We start from the raw sequence: 17,111 nt of genomic DNA on the forward strand, positions 1-17,111 counted from the left end.
CCAGATTTTTGTTGATTTTGAAAAAAATAAAAAGAAAAGAAGTTTTAAAAGAAAAATGGTGCTGGGCATAACACCCAACACCAAGTTTGTCTACAGTCTGAGAGCATAGCTTACAGCTATGCTCTTATTTTTTTGTCGATGGAAGAGCCGGAAAGGAGCAATTATGGAGTTAATCAACAGCGTAAATATTGACACCCTGTACGCCCTGGCGAGCAAGCTGATCGTGCTTGTGGGGGTTATGGCGTTCCTGGTGTCCGTAGTGACCCAGGTACTCAAACAGATCCCGGGACTGGAGAAGCGCGTTCCGACACAGATCACAGTGATCGTGACGAGCATGATCCTCTGTCCGGCGGCAATGGCGGCAATGGCAGTCTATTACAGCGTACCGATTGACTGGTTCATGGTCTTTGCGTCGTTTATCGCGTCGTTTATCGTGTCGCTTGTCTCGATGGACGGGTGGGAACGCGTCGCAGAACTGTGGAACCGGATGATCAAGAAATCGTAAGGTACTCATATGGGGTACACAATCACATTTTCCGATGTGATGACAGTGGTGATCTCAGGAGCATTGACTATCATAGTCTGGTTCCTGAAGAGCTACCTGTCAAACATCCAGGCAACTAATGAACAGCAGAACAAGAAGCTGGCCGAGATCGACGAAAAGACACAGAGACGTATAAATGCAGTAGAAGAGGAAAGCAGGAACGAGATCAAGAGGGTGGACAGGGAACTGGCAGACATCAAAGGGGACTTTGCCACCATGTTCGTGCTCCGGGAGGACTACTTCCGGGCAATGGACAAGATGGACGGCAACTTCCGTGATATCGACCGCAAGATCGACCGGCTCCTCATAGCGAACAACATCACGATGGAGGTGAAGAGCAATGGACGATCTGGAGAGGACAGAGGTGAGTCAGAATAAATCGAACCGCGGGTTCATTATGCGGAGCCTGGCGAGAGGGTTCAACTACTCCGCCTCTGTCCGCAGTCTGTCAAATGCAATGATGTCCGACGGGCGGATCTACACCCCGGATATCTCCAAACTGCTGGACTATCTGGTATCTGCCGGATATGTCAGATTTACAGACAAGAAGATCAACTCATACACAGCCTACCGGAACGACGCGGTGGTGCAGCTGACAAAAGAGGGCATTGACCTTGTAGAGGCTACCATCGAGGATCCGGGGGTGGACATCTAGTATGGGGAAACAGAGAAAGAAGACCAGGATATCCGGAAAAGTGGATGAGCTGCCGGAGGAGATCCGCCAGCAGGTGGATGTGATGCTGGTCGATACCTCAAACACCTACCTGTCAATCAGCCTGAAGCTGAAGGACATGGGGTACGAGGTATCGAAGAGCAGTATCGGGCGTTACGCCCTCCGCACAGCCAGCGCGACCCAGAGGCTCCTGGAAGCCCAGGCGCAGACGGAACAGCTGGTCAAGGTCATACAGAAGAATCCGGATGCCGACTACACTGAAGCAGGCATCAGGATGATGGTGAACGGCCTGATCGACAAGATCGCCACAGCGGAAGAAGAGTTCGACACCCTTCCACTGGATAAAGCAGGACGGCTCCTGGCGAGCCTGTCCAGGACAAAGGTCTACAAGGACCGTGTGAAACAGGATATGCAGAAAAAAGCAGATCTTGCCTTCTCTGAGATGGAAGACAGGATCATGAAGCTGATCCGGCAGGATCCGGAAGCGGCAGCACAGCTCCGCACGATCCTACAGGAGGCAAAAGACAGGATGATGCAGGATGATTGATTTTGACCACTGGCTGACACAGCTGGACGATGGAGAAGAGCAACAGGAAAGAGAGTGGCATACCAACCAGGAAGAGCTGTTCCGGGAATATGTCCTTCGGGAGGAAACTGCTTACCGGAAGGATTTAAAGGAACGGTTTGACCGTGGCGAGAAACTGACCGGTCCGAAAGGACTCAGGAAGAAGCTGGCTGCCGTGGATCTGTCCTACTTCGGCAGGGCGTATCTGTCTCACTATTTCGTAAGGAAGTCCCCGGAGTTCCACGCGGAGCTGGATGCCATCTGGGAGTCAGGCGTTCTGAAGGGAATGAACCCTTTAATGGATGCCAAGAAGATCTCCAGGGCAGACGGATCCAAGAGAGCCATAGCAGCTCCCCGTGGACATGCGAAGTCTACGAACTTCACATTCAAGGATTCCCTTCACGCCATCCTGTACGCATACAAGCACTATCTGATCATCCTGTCTGACTCATCCGACCAGGCGGAGGCGTTCCTGGAAGACATCAAGGACGAGCTGGAAGATAATGCTGACATCATTGAGGACTTCGGCTGCATGAAGGGAGAGGATACCTGGAAAAGCGGCACGATCAAGACGACCAACGGCGTCAAGGTGGATGCAGTAGGATCCGGAAAGAAACTTCGAGGAAGGAAAAACCGGAGCTGGCGTCCTGACCTTATTGTCCTGGACGATATCGAGAACGATGAGAACGTCAACACACCGGAACAGAGGAAGAAGCTCCTGAACTGGTTCAACAAGGCCGTGATGAAGGCGGGGGACACCTACACAGACATCATGTATGTTGGAACCATCCTGCATTATGACTCCCTTTTGTCCAACACCTTGAAGAACCCGGAGTTCAAGAGCAGGAAATACCGGGCTGTCATATCCTATGCGGATAACACGCAGCTGTGGGAACAGTGGGAAGAGCTTTTTGTCAATCTCTTTGATGAGCTGCATGAGGAACATGCGGACGAGTTCTTCGAGGAACACAAGACCGAGATGCTGAAAGGCACACAGGTCTTGTGGGAGGAGAAACTGTCCTACTACAAACTCATGAAGATGAAGGTATCTGAAGGAGACGCTTCCTTCAACTCCGAGCTTCAGAACGACCCGATCGACCCGGATAACGCGACCTTCAACGAAGAATGGTTCGATTTTTACGATGATGAGCCGATTGACTTCAGTGATCCACGTTTCTACTTTGTCGGGGCAAATGATCCGTCCCTGGGTAAGAACAAGAAGAGCGATACCAGTGCCATCATAGGCCTGGCAACAGATATGAAGACCGGCTATATGTACGTTGTGGATGCGTCGATCGAGAAACGCCATCCGGATGTGATCATTGACGACGCCATCGACATGAGCCGGAGATACAAAAAGGACTACAGCCGGAGTTTCCGGAAGTTCGGTGTTGAGACGGTACAGTTTCAGTGGTACTTCAAGGAAGTTCTGGCACAGAAATCGGCACAGGAAGGCGTGTACCTCCCGATCGAGGAGATCCAGTCCAACTCCAACAAGATCATGAGGATCGAGTCCCTTCAGCCGATGATCAAGAACCACTACATCAAATTCTCGCGGAAACACAAGACGCTGCTCCAGCAGCTGAAGGAGTTTCCAATGGGAAAGAACGACGACGGACCCGACGCGTTAAAGATGGCGGTTGATACATCCATCAAGGCGAGGGGGAGCAGTGGGGCGGGAGAGTACCGGACCGCAGAAAAAAGAAGGGTACAGTTTGAAGAAGGAGCGTACTGATTATGTCAAAAAAGAAGAAGGGAAAGAAAGGCAGGAAAGAAGCCTTCGACCCGGAAAAAGACACCGGGATATTGAGGCCAGTTGACATGACCATTGCCGCCGGTGAGATCAATGACCGTTACTCTGACTATCCGAGCCGGGGACTGAACCCGGTGAAGCTGGCTTCCATCCTCAGGGATGCAGACGAAGGAAACGTCCGCAGTCAGATGGAGCTGTTCGAGGAGATGGAGGAGAAGGACGCTCACCTGTTCTCCCAGATGCAGACCAGGAAGCTGGCTGTGACGGGACTGGAGTGGGAGGTGCAGCCCTTTTCACCGGACGACGAACAAGACAAGGCCATAGCAGAGTGGATCAAGGACCAGCTCCTTGGCATCGAGAACCTGGACGACATCCTGACCGACCTGCTGGACGCAATCGGGAAGGGCGTGAGCATCATGGAGATCATCTGGGACGTGGACTCAGACGGCTTCGATGTGATCGAGGATATCCGGTATGTACATCAGAAAAAGCTGGTGTGGGACTGGGAGACAGACGACATGCTGGTCTGCACCGAGCAGTTCCCGAACGGCATACACCTGCCGAAAAACAAATTCGTGGTTCACAGATACAAGGCCAAGAGCGGCCACCCGTCCAGGGCGGGGATCATGCGTATCGTGTCCTGGATGTACCTGTTTAAGAACTACACGGTAAAGGACTGGGTTTCCTTCTGTGAAGTCTACGGAATGCCCCTGCGGATCGGCAAGTACGATCCGGGAGCAAGTGAAGCGGACAAACAGGAGCTTCTGGATGCGATTGTAAGGATCGGATCTGATGCAGCCGGTATCATACCGGAGACTACTATGATCGAGTTCAAGGAAGCCAACAAGACCACCAGCGCAGACATCTACGAACAGCTTGCCAGGTACTGCGACGAGCAGATCAGCAAGGCGATCCTGGGACAGACACTGACCTCAGACAGCGGTGGTGGAAGCTATGCACAGTCCAAGACCCACAACGAAGTCCGGCATGACCTGACCGCGGCAGATGCTAAGGCTTTGGCAGTCACCATCCGCCGGGACATCATCCGCCCACTTGTGGAGTACAACTTCGGGGCAGATGCAAACGTTCCGTTTATCCGGTTTAACTCCGATGAGGAGGAAGACCAGAAGGAAGCGGTGGACATGTACCGCACACTGGTGTGCGACATGGGGCTGAAAGTCCCGGCGTCGCATGTGTACAAAAGATTCTCAATCCCGGAGCCGGAAGAGGGGGAAGAAACCCTCCAGCCGAACATGGTGGCAAGGACCCACCTACTGGATGGCAGCCAGGATGATGGCGCGGATCCGGAGCAGCTGAAGGATGATTCTGAAGCATTGACGCCGGAGCAGATCCAGCTGGATGATATGACGGATCTGTCTAACCAGCTGGCAGCCAGACTGATGGAACAGATGGTAAAGCCTTTGAAGAGCCTTGTGGAACACTTTGACGGGGATCTGGGAGACTTACAGGAGTTCCTGAAGGATGAGGAGAAGCTGAAAGCCCTGTACGAGGATATGGAGTCCCCGGAGCTGGAAGACCTCCTCCATCAGACCATCTACCTGTCCAGCGTGATCGGGAGGACACAGGAATGAGCGAAGCCCTGTATGGAAGTTTTAAAGACTTTATTTTCAAAAAAGCTGTCAAATTCCTGAGGGGAAGAAAGGCACTCCCTAAAGATGTGTACATGAAGCTGGATGATGAGGCAAGGGCGAAAGCCTTCACCGTATCCGGGTACACGGCACTGGAAGTCCTCCAGGAGTTCTCTGACGCGCTTTCGGATGCAGTGGAGCAGGGAAAGACAAAGGACGACTTCCTGAAGGAGATGAACGCTTTTCTGGCGGATCGCGGATACGAAGCCATGAACCCCTGGAAGAGTGACACGATCTTTAGGACGAACATCCAGACCGCGTACAATGCCGGTCACTACCAGAGCATGACATCTCCGGAGACCCTGCGGCTCCGCCCCTACTGGCAGTACAAGACAGCAGCGGACGGAAAAGTCCGTGAGAGCCATGCCATCATGCACGACGCCGTGTACAGGGCGGATGATCCCGTGTGGGACATCTGGTACCCACCTAACGGGTTCCGGTGCCGGTGCATGGTAAGGAGCTTATCAAAGAGGCAGGTGGAGCAGATGGGACTGGAGGTAAGGCAGAATCCTCCCAGGACTGTGGACTATGACACCGGCGAGATCCTTATGATCAACCCAGACAAGGGATTTTCCAATAACCCGGCAAAGACGACCTATAAGCCAGACCTGTCAAACATAGACAAGCCCCTCCGGAAGATTTTCCGGGAAAGAAAGCAGGAATCAATCTGAGCGATTTTTAAGCCATTTTCTGTAATAGGTGGGGAATTGCTCCAGTTTGCCGAGAAAATAGCGTTATGACGCGTTATAACGCTATTACAGACGGTACAGAAGAGGTGAGAGAGACAATGGAAACTTTGATAGCCCTTCAGGCGGGCACGATCGACCTCTCCGGAGCCCCGGAAGAGATCAAGATCCTCCCTCTTGGAGAGGTGAAGTCCACAAAAGGGACCTTCCTGGTGGATGACGCCAGCGTAGACATGATCCTGAAGTCCTTCAAGGACCGCAAGATCGACCTGGTAGTGGACTATGAACACCAGACCTTGCTGAACGTCCAGGCACCGGCCAGCGGATGGATCACCGAGCTGAGAAAAGGCACGGACGCCATCATCGGAAAGGTACAGTGGACACCAAAAGCGAAGGAATACCTGAAAAACAGGGAATACCGCTACCTGTCCCCGACCATCATGGTGCGGAAAGACAGACGAGTATCTGCTGTATCGTCGGTAGCATTGACCAACAGCCCGGCTATCGACGGAATGCCTGCCATGTGCAAGGACAACGGGCTGACGAAAGGAGAAAACACAATGGATCTGAAGAAACTGATCGAGGTTTTAGGACTGGCGGAAGACGCCACCGAGGAAGACATCCTGAAAGCTGTGAAAAAAGCAGTGGAAGCAGCCGGGGCACCGGAAACACCTCCGGCGGCTCCACCTGCCGAGGTTGTAGCAAACAGCACCATCCTGGGACTTTTGGACCTTCCAGACACAGCTTCCACAGCGGAGGTGAGTGCCAAGATCGTAGGACTGAAGAACGGGGACCAGCAGCTTGCCCTCCGCGTCCGGCAGCTGGAAGAGGCTGCAAAGGAGCGTGAGACTAACACCCTGGTACAGACCGCCCTGAAGGATGGCAAGATCACAGCAGCACAGAAGGAATGGGCGAGATCTTACGCCCTGAAAGACGCAGAAGGCTTCAAAAAGTTCCTGGAGCTGGCAGGACCGGCGGTGCCGATGGGCGAGATCGGACTGAAGGACGCCCCGGAAGGTGAGAAGTTGGATACCGACACAATGGCGATTCTGAAGAATCTGGGAATCAGCGCGGAAGACGCGAAAAAGTATGGGAATAAGGAGGTAACACTGTGAAAAGAACAGGGAACCAGGTGCTGGGAAGTACCACATTGAATATCCCGGTAGCCGCCGGGGAAAACATGAAGGAATGCACGATCGCGGCTATCAACGCGTCTGGCTATGCAGTAACCGGAAAGAAAGCGGAAGGACTTGTGAAAGCTGGAATGGTCGTAGTAGGTGCTGACAATACCGGCGGAGCTGCCGGAGCGGTGAATGTCAGAGTACAGCGCGGGACCTTTGTGTGGAACAACGACGGAAGCATCAAGAGCACAGACCTTCTGAAGACTTGCTATATCGCAGGAGCTGATACTGTGACAATCACTTCCACCGGGGCGAGTGCAGCCGGTACCATTATCGCGGTGGATCCGGACGGCGTTACCGTCGAGATGAAATAAGGAGGACATAGAAAATGATTATTAACCAGTCTAACCTGCACGGCCTGACTACAGGCTATTCCGCAGCATTTAACAAGGCACTGTCAGAGGTGAGCCCGGACTACAAGGATATTGCAACCGTGACCTCTTCCAGCACTGCCGCAAACGACTACGCATGGCTCGGACAGATCCCAGGAATGAAGGAGTGGATCGGAGACAGAGAAGTCCAGCACATCAGTGAGTACGGATATACCATCAAGAATAAGAGCTTCGAGCGAACTATCGGCATCAATAGAGATACTATCGAGGATGACCAGTATGGCATCTATACCCCGATGTTCAGCATGATGGGACAGGAAGCCGGAGAGCATTACAATGACCTGGTTTTTGAGATGCTGACAAAAGGATTCACCGAAAAATGCTACGATGAGAAGACTTTCTTTGCCGCAGACCATGTATCCGGTGAAAAGACTTTCTCAAACACTTCTACAGCAGCACTGAGCACTGAGAGCTTCCTGGCTGCCAGACAGGCCATGATGAGCATTACCGGCGACAAGAACAAACCGCTGAAGCTGGTGCCGGATCTCCTGGTCGTATCTCCGAAAAACGAGATGGTAGCCAAGAAGATCCTGGAAGCTTCCCTGATCGACGGCACTACCAACATCACCCAGAACCTGGCAAAGATCAAGGTTGCCACTGAGCTGTCTGGAGACAATGAGGACGCATGGTTCCTCCTGTGCACTAAGAAGTTCCTGAAGCCGATCATCCTCCAGATCCGCAAGAAGATCAAGTTCGACATGCTCACAAAGGACACTGATCTGAATGTGTTTTTGCAGAAGGAATACCTGTACGGCTGTGACTGCCGCGACAATGCAGGCTTTGGCTTCTGGCAGATGGCATATGGCAGCACCGGAAAAACATCCGGTTTAGGCTGATGTACTGCACCACGGCCGAAGTTCTCGGAAAGATCCGAGACGATATGATTGACGCAATCCTGGGATCGGATCTGATCGAGGATGAACAGGAAAGAACAGAGAAGATCACTGCCTGCACCGAGGAAGCCATCTCTGACGCCTGTGCCGAGATCGACGGCTGGGTATCCAAGCGGTACAAGGTTCCATTTCTGGAGCCGGTGCCGCCGATCGTCAGCAAACTGGCGAAGGATATCGCTGTCTACAATCTGGCAAGCAGGACTGGAATAGATGAAGACGACAGGGAGAACACCATATACATCCGTTACAAGAACGCCATCACGTTCCTGACGAATGTAGCCAAAGGCCTGGCGAACATTGATACCGGGCAGGATACAGCAGACGGATCCGGAACAGCCACAGCGAACGACGGCTTCCGGTACCAGGCAAATGAACGGCTGTTTTCCAGGGAGACCATGAAAGGATATTAACCACACATGTCATCAATTAGAGCCAGCATGGAAGGAGAACTCCCAGAGCTTGCGGAGAAGCTGTCCCGGCTGAGCACCATCGACAAGGCTGGGATCAATAATGCGATCGCGGAGGCTTTGCGGAGCGGGACGATCGAAAGATTTGAAGGCGAAAAGAGCCCGGAAGGGGCTGCATGGAACAAGTCCATCCGGGCATCGGAAAAAGGCGGACTGACCCTGACAATGACAGGACAGCTGAAAGGCTCCATCAACGCCAGAGCGACCGAAGAAGGTGCCGAAGTCGGCACAAACCTGGTATATGCAGCCACCCACCAGTTCGGAGCATCCGGACGCGTGATCCGGGCGAAGAACAAGCCCTATCTTGCTTTTGAGTACCACGGGCGCACGATCCGCAAGAAACAGGTTACTGTCAACATACCGGCACGCCCGTTCTTGGGTATATCGGATGAAGACAGGCAGGAGATCAAGAGTCTTGTAGAGGAGGCGTTATCAGAAGCATGACGAAGAAGGCGTTCCTGGAGGCTGCACTGAAAGCTGGAGGCCTGACGAAGAGCATATACACCAGCCTGAAGCAGCTGAAACACGCTGCGGGCACACAATACGGCGCAGTTCTGCGGATCAGCGACACACCGGTACGAGCGACATCTAAAAAAACATTCAAAGACCAGCAGGGTGCTTCCCTCATACGGCGGAAGCTGTACACCTGCGAGACCGCCTACAATGTGGTCCTGGCCGCAGCGGACGAGGAAAAGCTGGAGGAGCTCCTGGAAGGATTCCTCTCAAACCTGGAAAGAGGCTTCTATGATGATGGCGGGAATTGGGTGGATGTCACTCCGGTGGAGACTGACTGGGTAGATGAAGACGATTGTGTGATGAAGGCTAAGATGGCCGTCCAGATAAAAGTTGTATGCAAATATGGAATCTATAAAGACGTGGCAGCATGGACCAGCCCGGAAGGTACGGAGATGGAACTGACCACGGGAAAGGATGAAGATGGACAGCAATGAAATGAAGACCATTGAAGAATGGGCGAAAGAAAAGAATACCGCAGATGAGATTCTGAAGGGGACTATGATCCTGGAGGGCTGGGGCTGCGGAAAGAGCGTAAGCGAAAGTGAATACGATGGAGCCGTGAAGCTGTTTACTAGCGGACCGGCAGATGGGAGGAAATAATGTTATCAAACGTTGAACTGAATTTACATGACAGCAACGGCGGGGCAGGAAGCGGAACCGGAACTGGGATCTTCGGCAAGGTCGGCGTCAGCCCTGTGGAGAGTGCGAGTCCTATCGTGATCACTGGGAACATGGATGCAGAGATGATCCGCGAGAAGCTGGGAAACAGCCCACTTGCAGACGCTTGCATCGACTCCGTGGAGAACGGGGCGTCTACGATCTACGCCCTGCCGGTGAAAGAGACCACACACGGCAAGATCTCAAAAGCAGACCACCAGGGAACTGGAAAGGGAACCATTGAGGCATCCGGAAACCCGACAAATGACTTCACCCTGATCGTACAGATCGAGACTTCCGGACTGACTAACGCAGCCACCTGCGTGATCAGTGAAAACGGCGGTCAGAGCTGGGGAGATGAGCAGACCATCCCACTGTCCGGCACTATTACTGTACCGAACACAGGCGTGACACTGACCTTCACAGCTTCTGAAGGAAACCAGTTCGTTGCTGGTGATACCTATACCTTCGAGGCGACAGCCCCGGCGGCGAATAATGGGGACATCCTGGATGCCGTGAAGAAGTTCCGCAGCTACATGGTGACAGTGGAACTGATCCACATAGTAGGCACCAGCACCGCAGCACTGTGGGGATCCCTGGAAAGCCTTGGAGCTGCAATGGAGACACAGGCTGGCAAACCGATCTTTTTCATCTGTGAGCAGAGAGGACCTTCTGAAGCGGAGAATGCAGCTGCCTACGCCGAAGCAATCGCTCCGGACGCAAAAAGTGTGAAGGGACGTCATGTGGGGGTTGTGTCCCAGTGGATCAGATACATCCGCATGGATGGACGCGAGCAGGACATTAATTTTGCAGGTATACTCACCGGAAGCCTGGCAGCCATCAAGGAAAGCACCTCTGTGGCTTACACTGGTACAGATGGAATCAGCTACGCTGAGGGCAAGATCGTGAAGCTCTTACCGGAAGGAATTGAGGACTACATCGAACAGCTGGATGCTGCGAGATATATCTTCCTGCGTAAATACGAAGGACTGGAAGGCTACTATGTGGCAGCTACCAACATGACAGCACCGGCTTCCAGCGACTACGCGAACATCGAGGATGTCCGTGTGATGTATCGCCTGGCACGAGATGTGTACAAGAGAGCCCTTCTTCATCAGAATGAAGACTTTGATCAGAATGATGCTAATGTTTATTATGCACAGGTACAGGAAGATCTGAATGTTCCGATTGATAATGCCAAAAACACAGACCGTATTATCAGTGACGGTCGCGTGACCATCCTTACGGACATGGTAAACAGCGGCAAGGATAAAAAACTTCCGGTTCGTATCCAGTGCGTACCGCGTGGTTACACCAGAGAATTGAAGTTAGACATGTATGTAGTCAATGCAATTGCGTAGACAGAAAGGAGACAGACGTGGCAAGAAAACAGATTGTAAACGGCAAAGTCTATGACTGGTCTTCCGTAACCATCGGATTCAGCGGCTGCAGCGGAATTGAACCGACTGAAATCAGCTATGATGATGAGAAAGAAAAAACCCTGATCTATGGAAAAGGTGGACGTATTCGAGGGTTCGGGACTGGACAGGCTAAGAACAGCGTAAAAATTACTTTGATGAGGGAAGACTTCGATACCTTCATGGATTCTGTAAAAACATCATATAAGAAAAAAGGGTTTTATGATGTTGTTGTCCCGAAAATTACTGTATCCTATGCAGACGAAGGCTGTGATACCAGTACAGACACTCTCACAAATGTTACATTCTCCAAACGTAGCTTAAAAGCCGCAGCAGGAGACAGTAGCCTGACTGTAGAACTTGAAGGCGTTGCAGTTGGAGGAATTGCGATCAACGGAATCACCGGCTGATCAGATTAAATGTCAAAACAGGAGGAATAAAACATGTATTACGATACAGATGCAAGAAATGTGGAAGCCCTGAGTGCGCACGAAGAACAGGAAAGACCAGTAGCTGCCCCTACAGTAGCAGAACCGGAACCTCAGAAGCCTTTATCTGAAGATAGTAAGGCTTTTGAAAAATTCTGCGAAGGAAAACATGGATATGTAGTATCGACCAGCCTGTCCCAGGATGATGAGATGGAAGAGGAACTGAACTTCCTGTTCAGAGAGCCTTCCAGCGCGAGCTATGACCGTTACGCCAAGACAGCCAGCAGCTCTTCCAGTAAGGCCATGAAAGCCTTCTGCCTGGATAACATCCATCCGGAGCAGCGTGTAGACTTGGACGATAAACTGAGTAAATTCCCGGCACTTGGAATCAGCCTGGGTGAGAAACTTCTCTACATGTTGGGTTTATCGAAGACAACCAGAGTACGGAGACTGTAAGATCTGCCGATGAACAGATAGAAGAGGCAGAGCAGGAGATCCGGGACAGCTTTTTTGACATGGCTGTCCTGACGATCTGCCGGTATCTGCCTTCTCAGATGGTTCCCACGGACTGGGAACAGGTTCCGATCACGGAACTTTACCGGCTGTTTGCAAAAGCTAAGATCTGCCGGGAGATGGTACAGGGAGATATACAGACGGGGGTGGCGAAAGCCTTCTCTGAAGAATAAAAAAGGAGCTGCATGAAAATTCACACAGCCCTCTGCCTAAAGCAATTATAAACGAATAACGAAAGAATTGCAAGAGGTGAGTGAACATGGGTATGGATTCTGTATTCCGTGTATCTCTTGTACTGGATATGGTTGATAACATGACCAGCAAAGTCCAGGGAGCTGCTGACGGGGTACCGTCTGCGGTACAGAAAATGAATGACGCCTTCGGGACAATGCAGAAGGCTGGCGCGGCAATGACCGGAATGGGTACCGCCATCGTCGGAGCCTGCATGGGTACTGTGACAGCGACATTTGACACCCAGGACGCACTGGCCGAGGTTGCCAGTCTTGGAGTCGAAGATCTTGGAGCCCTGGAAAAGGCTGCAAAGAACTTCTCAGACACATGGGCGGGAACCACGAAGTCGGATTTCATATCCGCGTCTTATGATATCAAGTCCGGTATTGCGTCTCTAACAGATGAAGGCGTGGCCCAGTACACAGAGCTTGCCGGATTAACAGCAAAAGCGACCAAGGCAACCACCGCGGACATGACTTCTTTGTTCGCTACCGGTTACGGCATTTACAAGAACTATTATTCTGACCTCAGCGACATGGAGTTTGGAGAAATGTTCTCCGCCGGAATTGCCACGGCCGTTAAGAATTACAAGACCAGCGGTACCGAGATGGCGGGAGCTATCAAGATGCTGGGAGCTTCCGCAACGAACGCCAACGTCCCGATGGAGGAACAGCTTGCCATCCTGGGACAGCTACAGGCAACCATGAGCGGAACGGAAGCCGGTACAAAATACAAGTCATTTTTGAACACTGCGGCGTCAGCTGGCGAAAAGCTGGGGCTCAACTTCCTGGACGCGAACAACCAACTCCTGTCCATGCCGGACATCCTGGAGCAGCTACATGGGAAGTATGGCGACACCATTGATGCAGTTGAAAAGAAACAATTAAAAGATGCCTTCGGAACAGACGAAGCGATCGCCCTCATCGACCTGCTGTATAACAACACAGACCAGCTGAAGACAGGTATCGACGACCTTCAGACCTCTATGGATGGAGGTGTGGAGACCACGAAAAAGATGGCGGAAGCGATCAGCGACACGCCCGCACAGAAGTTTCAAGTATTAAAACAACAGATGCACAACGTGACGGAAGAACTGGGACAGGGACTCCTTCCAGCGGTCAATACCGGACTGGAGGCTATGATCGGGCTGGTTCAGAAGGGATCAGACTGGGTATCCAATAACCAGGAGACCGTCGCGACCATTATGAGGATCGTTGCGATCCTGGGTGTATTCCTGATCGTGGCCGGAGTGGTGACTACTACCATCGGAACACTAGGTAAGGCTATGACGTCGTTGAAGACAGTCACGACCTTGGCGAGCAAGGCCAGCGGACTGTTCAATAGCGCACTCCTATCGTCACCCATAACGTGGGTGATAGGACTGATCGTGGCGTTGATAGCCATATTTAAGGCATGCGGTGGAGACGTGGAACAGCTGGGCGCGACCTTTAGCAATATCTTCGGCAAGGTAGGCGGGTTCGTAGGAACCGCAGTTACAGCCATAGCACAGAAGCTTCCGGAGTTCCTACAGTTTGGTATCGACCTGGTGCTTCAGATTGCGTCTGGTATAGCCTCCGGGCTTCCGTCCCTCATATCGGGCGGCGTGTCCATGCTGGAGTCCCTGATCACGGGAATCCAGACGATAGCACCGACTTTGCTAAGTGTCGGACTTTCCCTGCTTCTGACATTACTGTCCGGAATTTTGCAGGCGGTTCCGTCAATCTTGCAGGCTGGGGAGACTATCATCCAGTCCCTGTATACAGGAATCACAACGTTGCTGCCGGTGATCTTATCCGCCGGGATACAGCTGATTCAGTCGCTCTTGACTGGAATTATACAGTATCTGCCAACTATCCTGTCAGCTGGTCTTCAGATCCTGAGTATGCTAGTACAGGGGATCGTGACCGGGCTCCCGGCACTTTTATCGGCTGGGATTTCGCTGATCCAGATGATCCTGACGGGCATCATTCAGAACCTGCCGTCTGTGATTTCAGCCGGTCTTCAGATCCTGGGGATGCTGGCTCAGGGAATTGCAACCGGACTCCCCCAGCTCCTGGCGCAGGCTCTTCAGCTGATCCCTCTGGTCCTTCAGGCGATAGCCTCCGGGCTGCCGTCTCTGATCACATCCGGTATTCAGATCATTTTAATGATCCTGTCCGGACTGATCTCAGCCATCCCGCCCCTGATCGGCATGATCCCGGAATTATTCTCCGGAGTTGTAGATGCCGTGACGTCGATCGACTGGCTGGATGTAGGATCTAACCTGGTAAACAGCATCAAGGACGGATTTGTGAGCGGCTTTTCCAGCCTGGTAGACACAGCCAAGGGACTGTGGGACGACTTTACAGGCTGGCTGTTCGGAGAGGATGATGTTCCGGATACGACACCAGTGGCAGGGACAGCAACGGCCATCGAGAACGATATCCCGAAGGTAGAGACAGCAGTAGACAACGCAAACCAGGCACTTTCCACACTTGACTTCAACCCTGACAGCTTACAACAGAAGGGAACAGAGTCCATGCAGGCCCTGGCAGACGGAATCACCGCAGGGACACCAGCAGCACAGGCAGAAGCTCAGAACGCCGGACAGAGTATCCTGGACAACTTCAATCTTGATACTACTGGAGCAGGATCCGCAGGAACAAACCTGATGCAGAGCGTGACGGATGGCATCAATACAGGAATGCCAGAAGCCCAGACAGCAGCCCAGAACGCAGGGCAGGAGATCATGAGTTCCTTCAACATTGATACCAGTGGAGCGGGAACAGCAGGGACAAGCCTGATCGAGAGTGTAACCAGCGGTATCACAGCGAACGCAGGAAACGCCCAGGTGGCAGCTCAAAACGCAGGGCAGGAGATTATGAGTGCCTTCAGCATTGACTCCAGCGGAGCAGGATCCGCAGGAGCGAACTTGATACAGAGCGTAACGGATGGAATCACATCCGGAACAGCCGGAGCAGAAGCAGCCGCTCAGAGTGCAGGGCAGGAGATTATGAGTGCCTTCAGCATTGACACCAGCGGAGCGGGATCCGCAGGAACGAAATTGATCGAGAGCCTGACAAACGGAATCACCGCAAATACGGGTAGTGCTCAGAGTGCCGCTCAGAGTGCGGGACAGAGCTCCCTGGATGCAGTCGATAACTTAAACGCCACCGCAGTAGGCACGAATATGATCAGGGACATTGCTTCCGGAATTACTTCCGGAACAGGAACTACAACTTCAGCATCACAGAAAGCGGGAACGGACGCCATGAACGCCTTCCGGAACGCGGTATCATCAGCCAGCGAACTGGGAAGACAGATGATGTCTAACGTTGCCTCTGGTATCAGCTCCGCCGGATCCAGTGCGGTCAGCACTGCGTCCAGTATTGCATACCAGATCAAGGCGGCGTTCGAGAATATCCGTATCACGGTTCCGAGACCGTCCTTGCCACATGTAAATGTATCCTACTCAACAGTAGGAAGCGGGAAAGCAACAGCTTCCGTCCCGAACTTCTCAGTCAGCTACTATGCGAAAGGCGCGATCATGAAAAAACCGACCGTGTTCGGCATGAACGGCATGAGCCCGATGGTTGGAGGAGAAGCTGGTGAGGAAGCAATCGTTCCCCTGGACAGCCTGTGGAATCGGATGAGAAATGTGGTCATGAATACGTTTACCATGTTCTTCCCTGGTGGAAAGAAACAGTCTGACCCGGCTAATGAGAAGAATACTGTTACCCAGACCAAGGAAAAGACAGAGAAACAGCAGACAACCACATGGAAACCGGAACCAAAACAGCCACAGGGTGGAACGAAATACCAGACATATCACGTAACTATGAACATTGACGCTCAGAGCATTGACGATCTGCGTAAGCTGAAGAAACTGCTCTCTGAGCTGGATGGGGACAATGACCCAGTAACGGCATAGGGAGGGCAGCATCATGATCTACGTTGATGAGAAATATCTGACCATAGCCGGGAAGAAAATTCCCGGCCAGGTGCAGAGCGTAACGATCACGGAAGAGGGCAAGATCGAGGATAAAAAGAACAGCAAGGGCAAGGTTACAAAAGCAAACCAGCCCACAGGGTTCGAGGCAGCCAAAGTCGAAGTATCCATGTACTTCGAGGAAGACGGCAGCTATACAGCAAAGGAACAGATCCAGTACATTCAGAGGTTGTTTAAGACTACAAAGCAGAAGAAGCAGAAGAAATACAGGATCGTAGAGACACAGTGTGCTGCAAGGGGCATCACGGAAGTGTACTTCAATGGGTTCACGACCACGGAAGATGTCAACCAGAGCTGGTTTACCGGAACCTTGTCCTTTGTAGCCCCTCTGATCGTGAGCGTGTCGGTTGTGAAGACCAAGGCACAGAAAGCCAGGGAAAAAGCAGCGGCACAGAAAAAAGCAGCGGCAGCGAAGAAAGCAGCTGCCAAAAAGAAGACAACCAAGAAAACCAGTAAAAGTCCTGCAAAGGATACCAAGAACAAGACAACAGCAAAGAAAGCAGCCAAGAAGGTAGTGAAGAAGACTACCAAGAAAAAGACGACGAAAAAGAAGTGAT

Annotated in this window: 20 protein-coding genes; all 20 read left to right on the plus strand. The window is 52.2% G+C overall.

What is annotated here, in order from left to right:
* Nucleotides 1-163 precede the first annotated feature (163 nt).
* The 20 genes from ACTQ50_RS12415 (at nucleotide 164) to ACTQ50_RS12510 (ending at nucleotide 17,110) form a co-directional block, all read left to right on the plus strand.
* On the plus strand, nucleotides 164-505 hold the full coding sequence (locus ACTQ50_RS12415) for a hypothetical protein (RefSeq protein WP_441484482.1): 342 nt from the start codon (nucleotides 164-166) through the stop codon (nucleotides 503-505).
* 9 nt (nucleotides 506-514) lie between these two features.
* Nucleotides 515-922, plus strand: a complete 408-nt coding sequence (locus ACTQ50_RS12420; RefSeq protein WP_296907550.1) for a hypothetical protein — start codon at nucleotides 515-517, stop codon at nucleotides 920-922.
* Complete coding sequence (locus ACTQ50_RS12425) at nucleotides 909-1,199, plus strand: hypothetical protein (RefSeq protein ID WP_330592653.1); 291 nt, start codon at nucleotides 909-911, stop codon at nucleotides 1,197-1,199. The genes ACTQ50_RS12420 and ACTQ50_RS12425 overlap by 14 nt, the downstream gene beginning before the upstream one ends.
* A 1-nt stretch (nucleotide 1,200) precedes the next feature.
* Nucleotides 1,201-1,764 carry a phage protein Gp27 family protein gene (locus ACTQ50_RS12430; protein ID WP_441484483.1) on the plus strand — a complete coding sequence of 188 codons (564 nt, stop codon included), beginning with the start codon at nucleotides 1,201-1,203 and terminating at the stop codon, nucleotides 1,762-1,764.
* Complete coding sequence (terL, locus tag ACTQ50_RS12435; RefSeq protein WP_441484484.1) at nucleotides 1,757-3,517, plus strand: phage terminase large subunit; 1,761 nt, start codon at nucleotides 1,757-1,759, stop codon at nucleotides 3,515-3,517. The genes ACTQ50_RS12430 and terL overlap by 8 nt, the downstream gene beginning before the upstream one ends.
* Nucleotides 3,518-3,519: 2 nt before the next feature.
* Nucleotides 3,520-5,127, plus strand: a complete 1,608-nt coding sequence (locus ACTQ50_RS12440; RefSeq protein WP_441484485.1) for a DUF935 domain-containing protein — start codon at nucleotides 3,520-3,522, stop codon at nucleotides 5,125-5,127.
* Nucleotides 5,124-5,855 carry a phage head morphogenesis protein gene (locus ACTQ50_RS12445; protein WP_441484486.1) on the plus strand — a complete coding sequence of 244 codons (732 nt, stop codon included), beginning with the start codon at nucleotides 5,124-5,126 and terminating at the stop codon, nucleotides 5,853-5,855. Before ACTQ50_RS12440 ends, ACTQ50_RS12445 begins: the two co-directional genes overlap by 4 nt.
* 65 nt (nucleotides 5,856-5,920) lie before the next feature.
* Nucleotides 5,921-6,985, plus strand: a complete 1,065-nt coding sequence (locus ACTQ50_RS12450) for a phage protease (RefSeq protein ID WP_441484487.1) — start codon at nucleotides 5,921-5,923, stop codon at nucleotides 6,983-6,985.
* Nucleotides 6,982-7,365, plus strand: a complete 384-nt coding sequence (locus ACTQ50_RS12455; protein WP_173770741.1) for a hypothetical protein — start codon at nucleotides 6,982-6,984, stop codon at nucleotides 7,363-7,365. Before ACTQ50_RS12450 ends, ACTQ50_RS12455 begins: the two co-directional genes overlap by 4 nt.
* A gap of 14 nt (nucleotides 7,366-7,379) precedes the next feature.
* Nucleotides 7,380-8,279, plus strand: coding sequence for a Mu-like prophage major head subunit gpT family protein (locus ACTQ50_RS12460; protein ID WP_441484488.1), 900 nt, complete (start codon nucleotides 7,380-7,382; stop codon nucleotides 8,277-8,279).
* A complete protein-coding gene (locus tag ACTQ50_RS12465) occupies nucleotides 8,279-8,746 on the plus strand; it encodes a gp436 family protein (protein WP_173770739.1) in 468 nt (155 codons plus the stop codon). Before ACTQ50_RS12460 ends, ACTQ50_RS12465 begins: the two co-directional genes overlap by 1 nt.
* Before the next feature lie 6 nt (nucleotides 8,747-8,752).
* Entirely contained in the window at nucleotides 8,753-9,247 is a 495-nt protein-coding gene (locus ACTQ50_RS12470) for a phage virion morphogenesis protein (protein WP_173770738.1), read from the plus strand.
* Nucleotides 9,244-9,753 (plus strand): SON protein, encoded by a 510-nt coding sequence (locus tag ACTQ50_RS12475; protein ID WP_173770737.1) that lies wholly within the window; start codon nucleotides 9,244-9,246, stop codon nucleotides 9,751-9,753. The genes ACTQ50_RS12470 and ACTQ50_RS12475 overlap by 4 nt, the downstream gene beginning before the upstream one ends.
* On the plus strand, nucleotides 9,740-9,919 hold the full coding sequence (locus ACTQ50_RS12480) for a hypothetical protein (protein ID WP_441484489.1): 180 nt from the start codon (nucleotides 9,740-9,742) through the stop codon (nucleotides 9,917-9,919). The genes ACTQ50_RS12475 and ACTQ50_RS12480 overlap by 14 nt, the downstream gene beginning before the upstream one ends.
* Complete coding sequence (locus tag ACTQ50_RS12485; RefSeq protein ID WP_441484490.1) at nucleotides 9,919-11,337, plus strand: DUF2586 family protein; 1,419 nt, start codon at nucleotides 9,919-9,921, stop codon at nucleotides 11,335-11,337. The genes ACTQ50_RS12480 and ACTQ50_RS12485 overlap by 1 nt, the downstream gene beginning before the upstream one ends.
* A gap of 17 nt (nucleotides 11,338-11,354) precedes the next feature.
* Entirely contained in the window at nucleotides 11,355-11,804 is a 450-nt protein-coding gene (locus tag ACTQ50_RS12490) for a hypothetical protein (RefSeq protein ID WP_441484491.1), read from the plus strand.
* 33 nt (nucleotides 11,805-11,837) lie between these two features.
* Nucleotides 11,838-12,278: a DUF6848 family protein gene (locus ACTQ50_RS12495; RefSeq protein WP_441484492.1), complete on the plus strand. Its 441-nt coding sequence runs from the start codon at nucleotides 11,838-11,840 to the stop codon at nucleotides 12,276-12,278.
* 59 nt (nucleotides 12,279-12,337) lie between these two features.
* On the plus strand, nucleotides 12,338-12,508 hold the full coding sequence (locus ACTQ50_RS12500) for a hypothetical protein (protein ID WP_441484493.1): 171 nt from the start codon (nucleotides 12,338-12,340) through the stop codon (nucleotides 12,506-12,508).
* An 86-nt stretch (nucleotides 12,509-12,594) separates the two neighbouring features.
* Nucleotides 12,595-16,476 (plus strand): phage tail tape measure protein, encoded by a 3,882-nt coding sequence (locus ACTQ50_RS12505; RefSeq protein ID WP_441484494.1) that lies wholly within the window; start codon nucleotides 12,595-12,597, stop codon nucleotides 16,474-16,476.
* A 13-nt stretch (nucleotides 16,477-16,489) separates the two neighbouring features.
* Complete coding sequence (locus ACTQ50_RS12510; RefSeq protein WP_173770730.1) at nucleotides 16,490-17,110, plus strand: baseplate complex protein; 621 nt, start codon at nucleotides 16,490-16,492, stop codon at nucleotides 17,108-17,110.
* The last annotated feature ends 1 nt before the right edge of the window (nucleotide 17,111 follow it).

This window comes from Blautia sp. Sow4_E7, from assembly GCF_052116245.1.
In the GTDB taxonomy this organism is placed as follows: domain Bacteria; phylum Bacillota; class Clostridia; order Lachnospirales; family Lachnospiraceae; genus Blautia_A.

Excerpts from the sequence above, each read along its gene's own strand:
- ACTQ50_RS12500 (WP_441484493.1), top strand. The coding sequence starts at position 12,338 with ATGGCTGTCCTGACGATCTGCCGGTATCTGCCTTCTCAGATGGTTCCC.
- ACTQ50_RS12420 (WP_296907550.1), top strand. The coding sequence starts at position 515 with ATGGGGTACACAATCACATTTTCCGATGTGATGACAGTGGTGATCTCA.
- ACTQ50_RS12470 (WP_173770738.1), top strand. The coding sequence starts at position 8,753 with ATGTCATCAATTAGAGCCAGCATGGAAGGAGAACTCCCAGAGCTTGCG.
- ACTQ50_RS12475 (WP_173770737.1), top strand. The coding sequence starts at position 9,244 with ATGACGAAGAAGGCGTTCCTGGAGGCTGCACTGAAAGCTGGAGGCCTG.
- ACTQ50_RS12430 (WP_441484483.1), top strand. The coding sequence starts at position 1,201 with ATGGGGAAACAGAGAAAGAAGACCAGGATATCCGGAAAAGTGGATGAG.
- terL (WP_441484484.1), top strand. The coding sequence starts at position 1,757 with ATGATTGATTTTGACCACTGGCTGACACAGCTGGACGATGGAGAAGAG.
- ACTQ50_RS12505 (WP_441484494.1), top strand. The coding sequence starts at position 12,595 with ATGGGTATGGATTCTGTATTCCGTGTATCTCTTGTACTGGATATGGTT.
- ACTQ50_RS12445 (WP_441484486.1), top strand. The coding sequence starts at position 5,124 with ATGAGCGAAGCCCTGTATGGAAGTTTTAAAGACTTTATTTTCAAAAAA.
- ACTQ50_RS12495 (WP_441484492.1), top strand. The coding sequence starts at position 11,838 with ATGTATTACGATACAGATGCAAGAAATGTGGAAGCCCTGAGTGCGCAC.
- ACTQ50_RS12510 (WP_173770730.1), top strand. The coding sequence starts at position 16,490 with ATGATCTACGTTGATGAGAAATATCTGACCATAGCCGGGAAGAAAATT.
- ACTQ50_RS12450 (WP_441484487.1), top strand. The coding sequence starts at position 5,921 with ATGACGCGTTATAACGCTATTACAGACGGTACAGAAGAGGTGAGAGAG.
- ACTQ50_RS12480 (WP_441484489.1), top strand. The coding sequence starts at position 9,740 with ATGGACAGCAATGAAATGAAGACCATTGAAGAATGGGCGAAAGAAAAG.
- ACTQ50_RS12440 (WP_441484485.1), top strand. The coding sequence starts at position 3,520 with ATGTCAAAAAAGAAGAAGGGAAAGAAAGGCAGGAAAGAAGCCTTCGAC.
- ACTQ50_RS12460 (WP_441484488.1), top strand. The coding sequence starts at position 7,380 with ATGATTATTAACCAGTCTAACCTGCACGGCCTGACTACAGGCTATTCC.
- ACTQ50_RS12465 (WP_173770739.1), top strand. The coding sequence starts at position 8,279 with ATGTACTGCACCACGGCCGAAGTTCTCGGAAAGATCCGAGACGATATG.
- ACTQ50_RS12415 (WP_441484482.1), top strand. The coding sequence starts at position 164 with ATGGAGTTAATCAACAGCGTAAATATTGACACCCTGTACGCCCTGGCG.
- ACTQ50_RS12485 (WP_441484490.1), top strand. The coding sequence starts at position 9,919 with ATGTTATCAAACGTTGAACTGAATTTACATGACAGCAACGGCGGGGCA.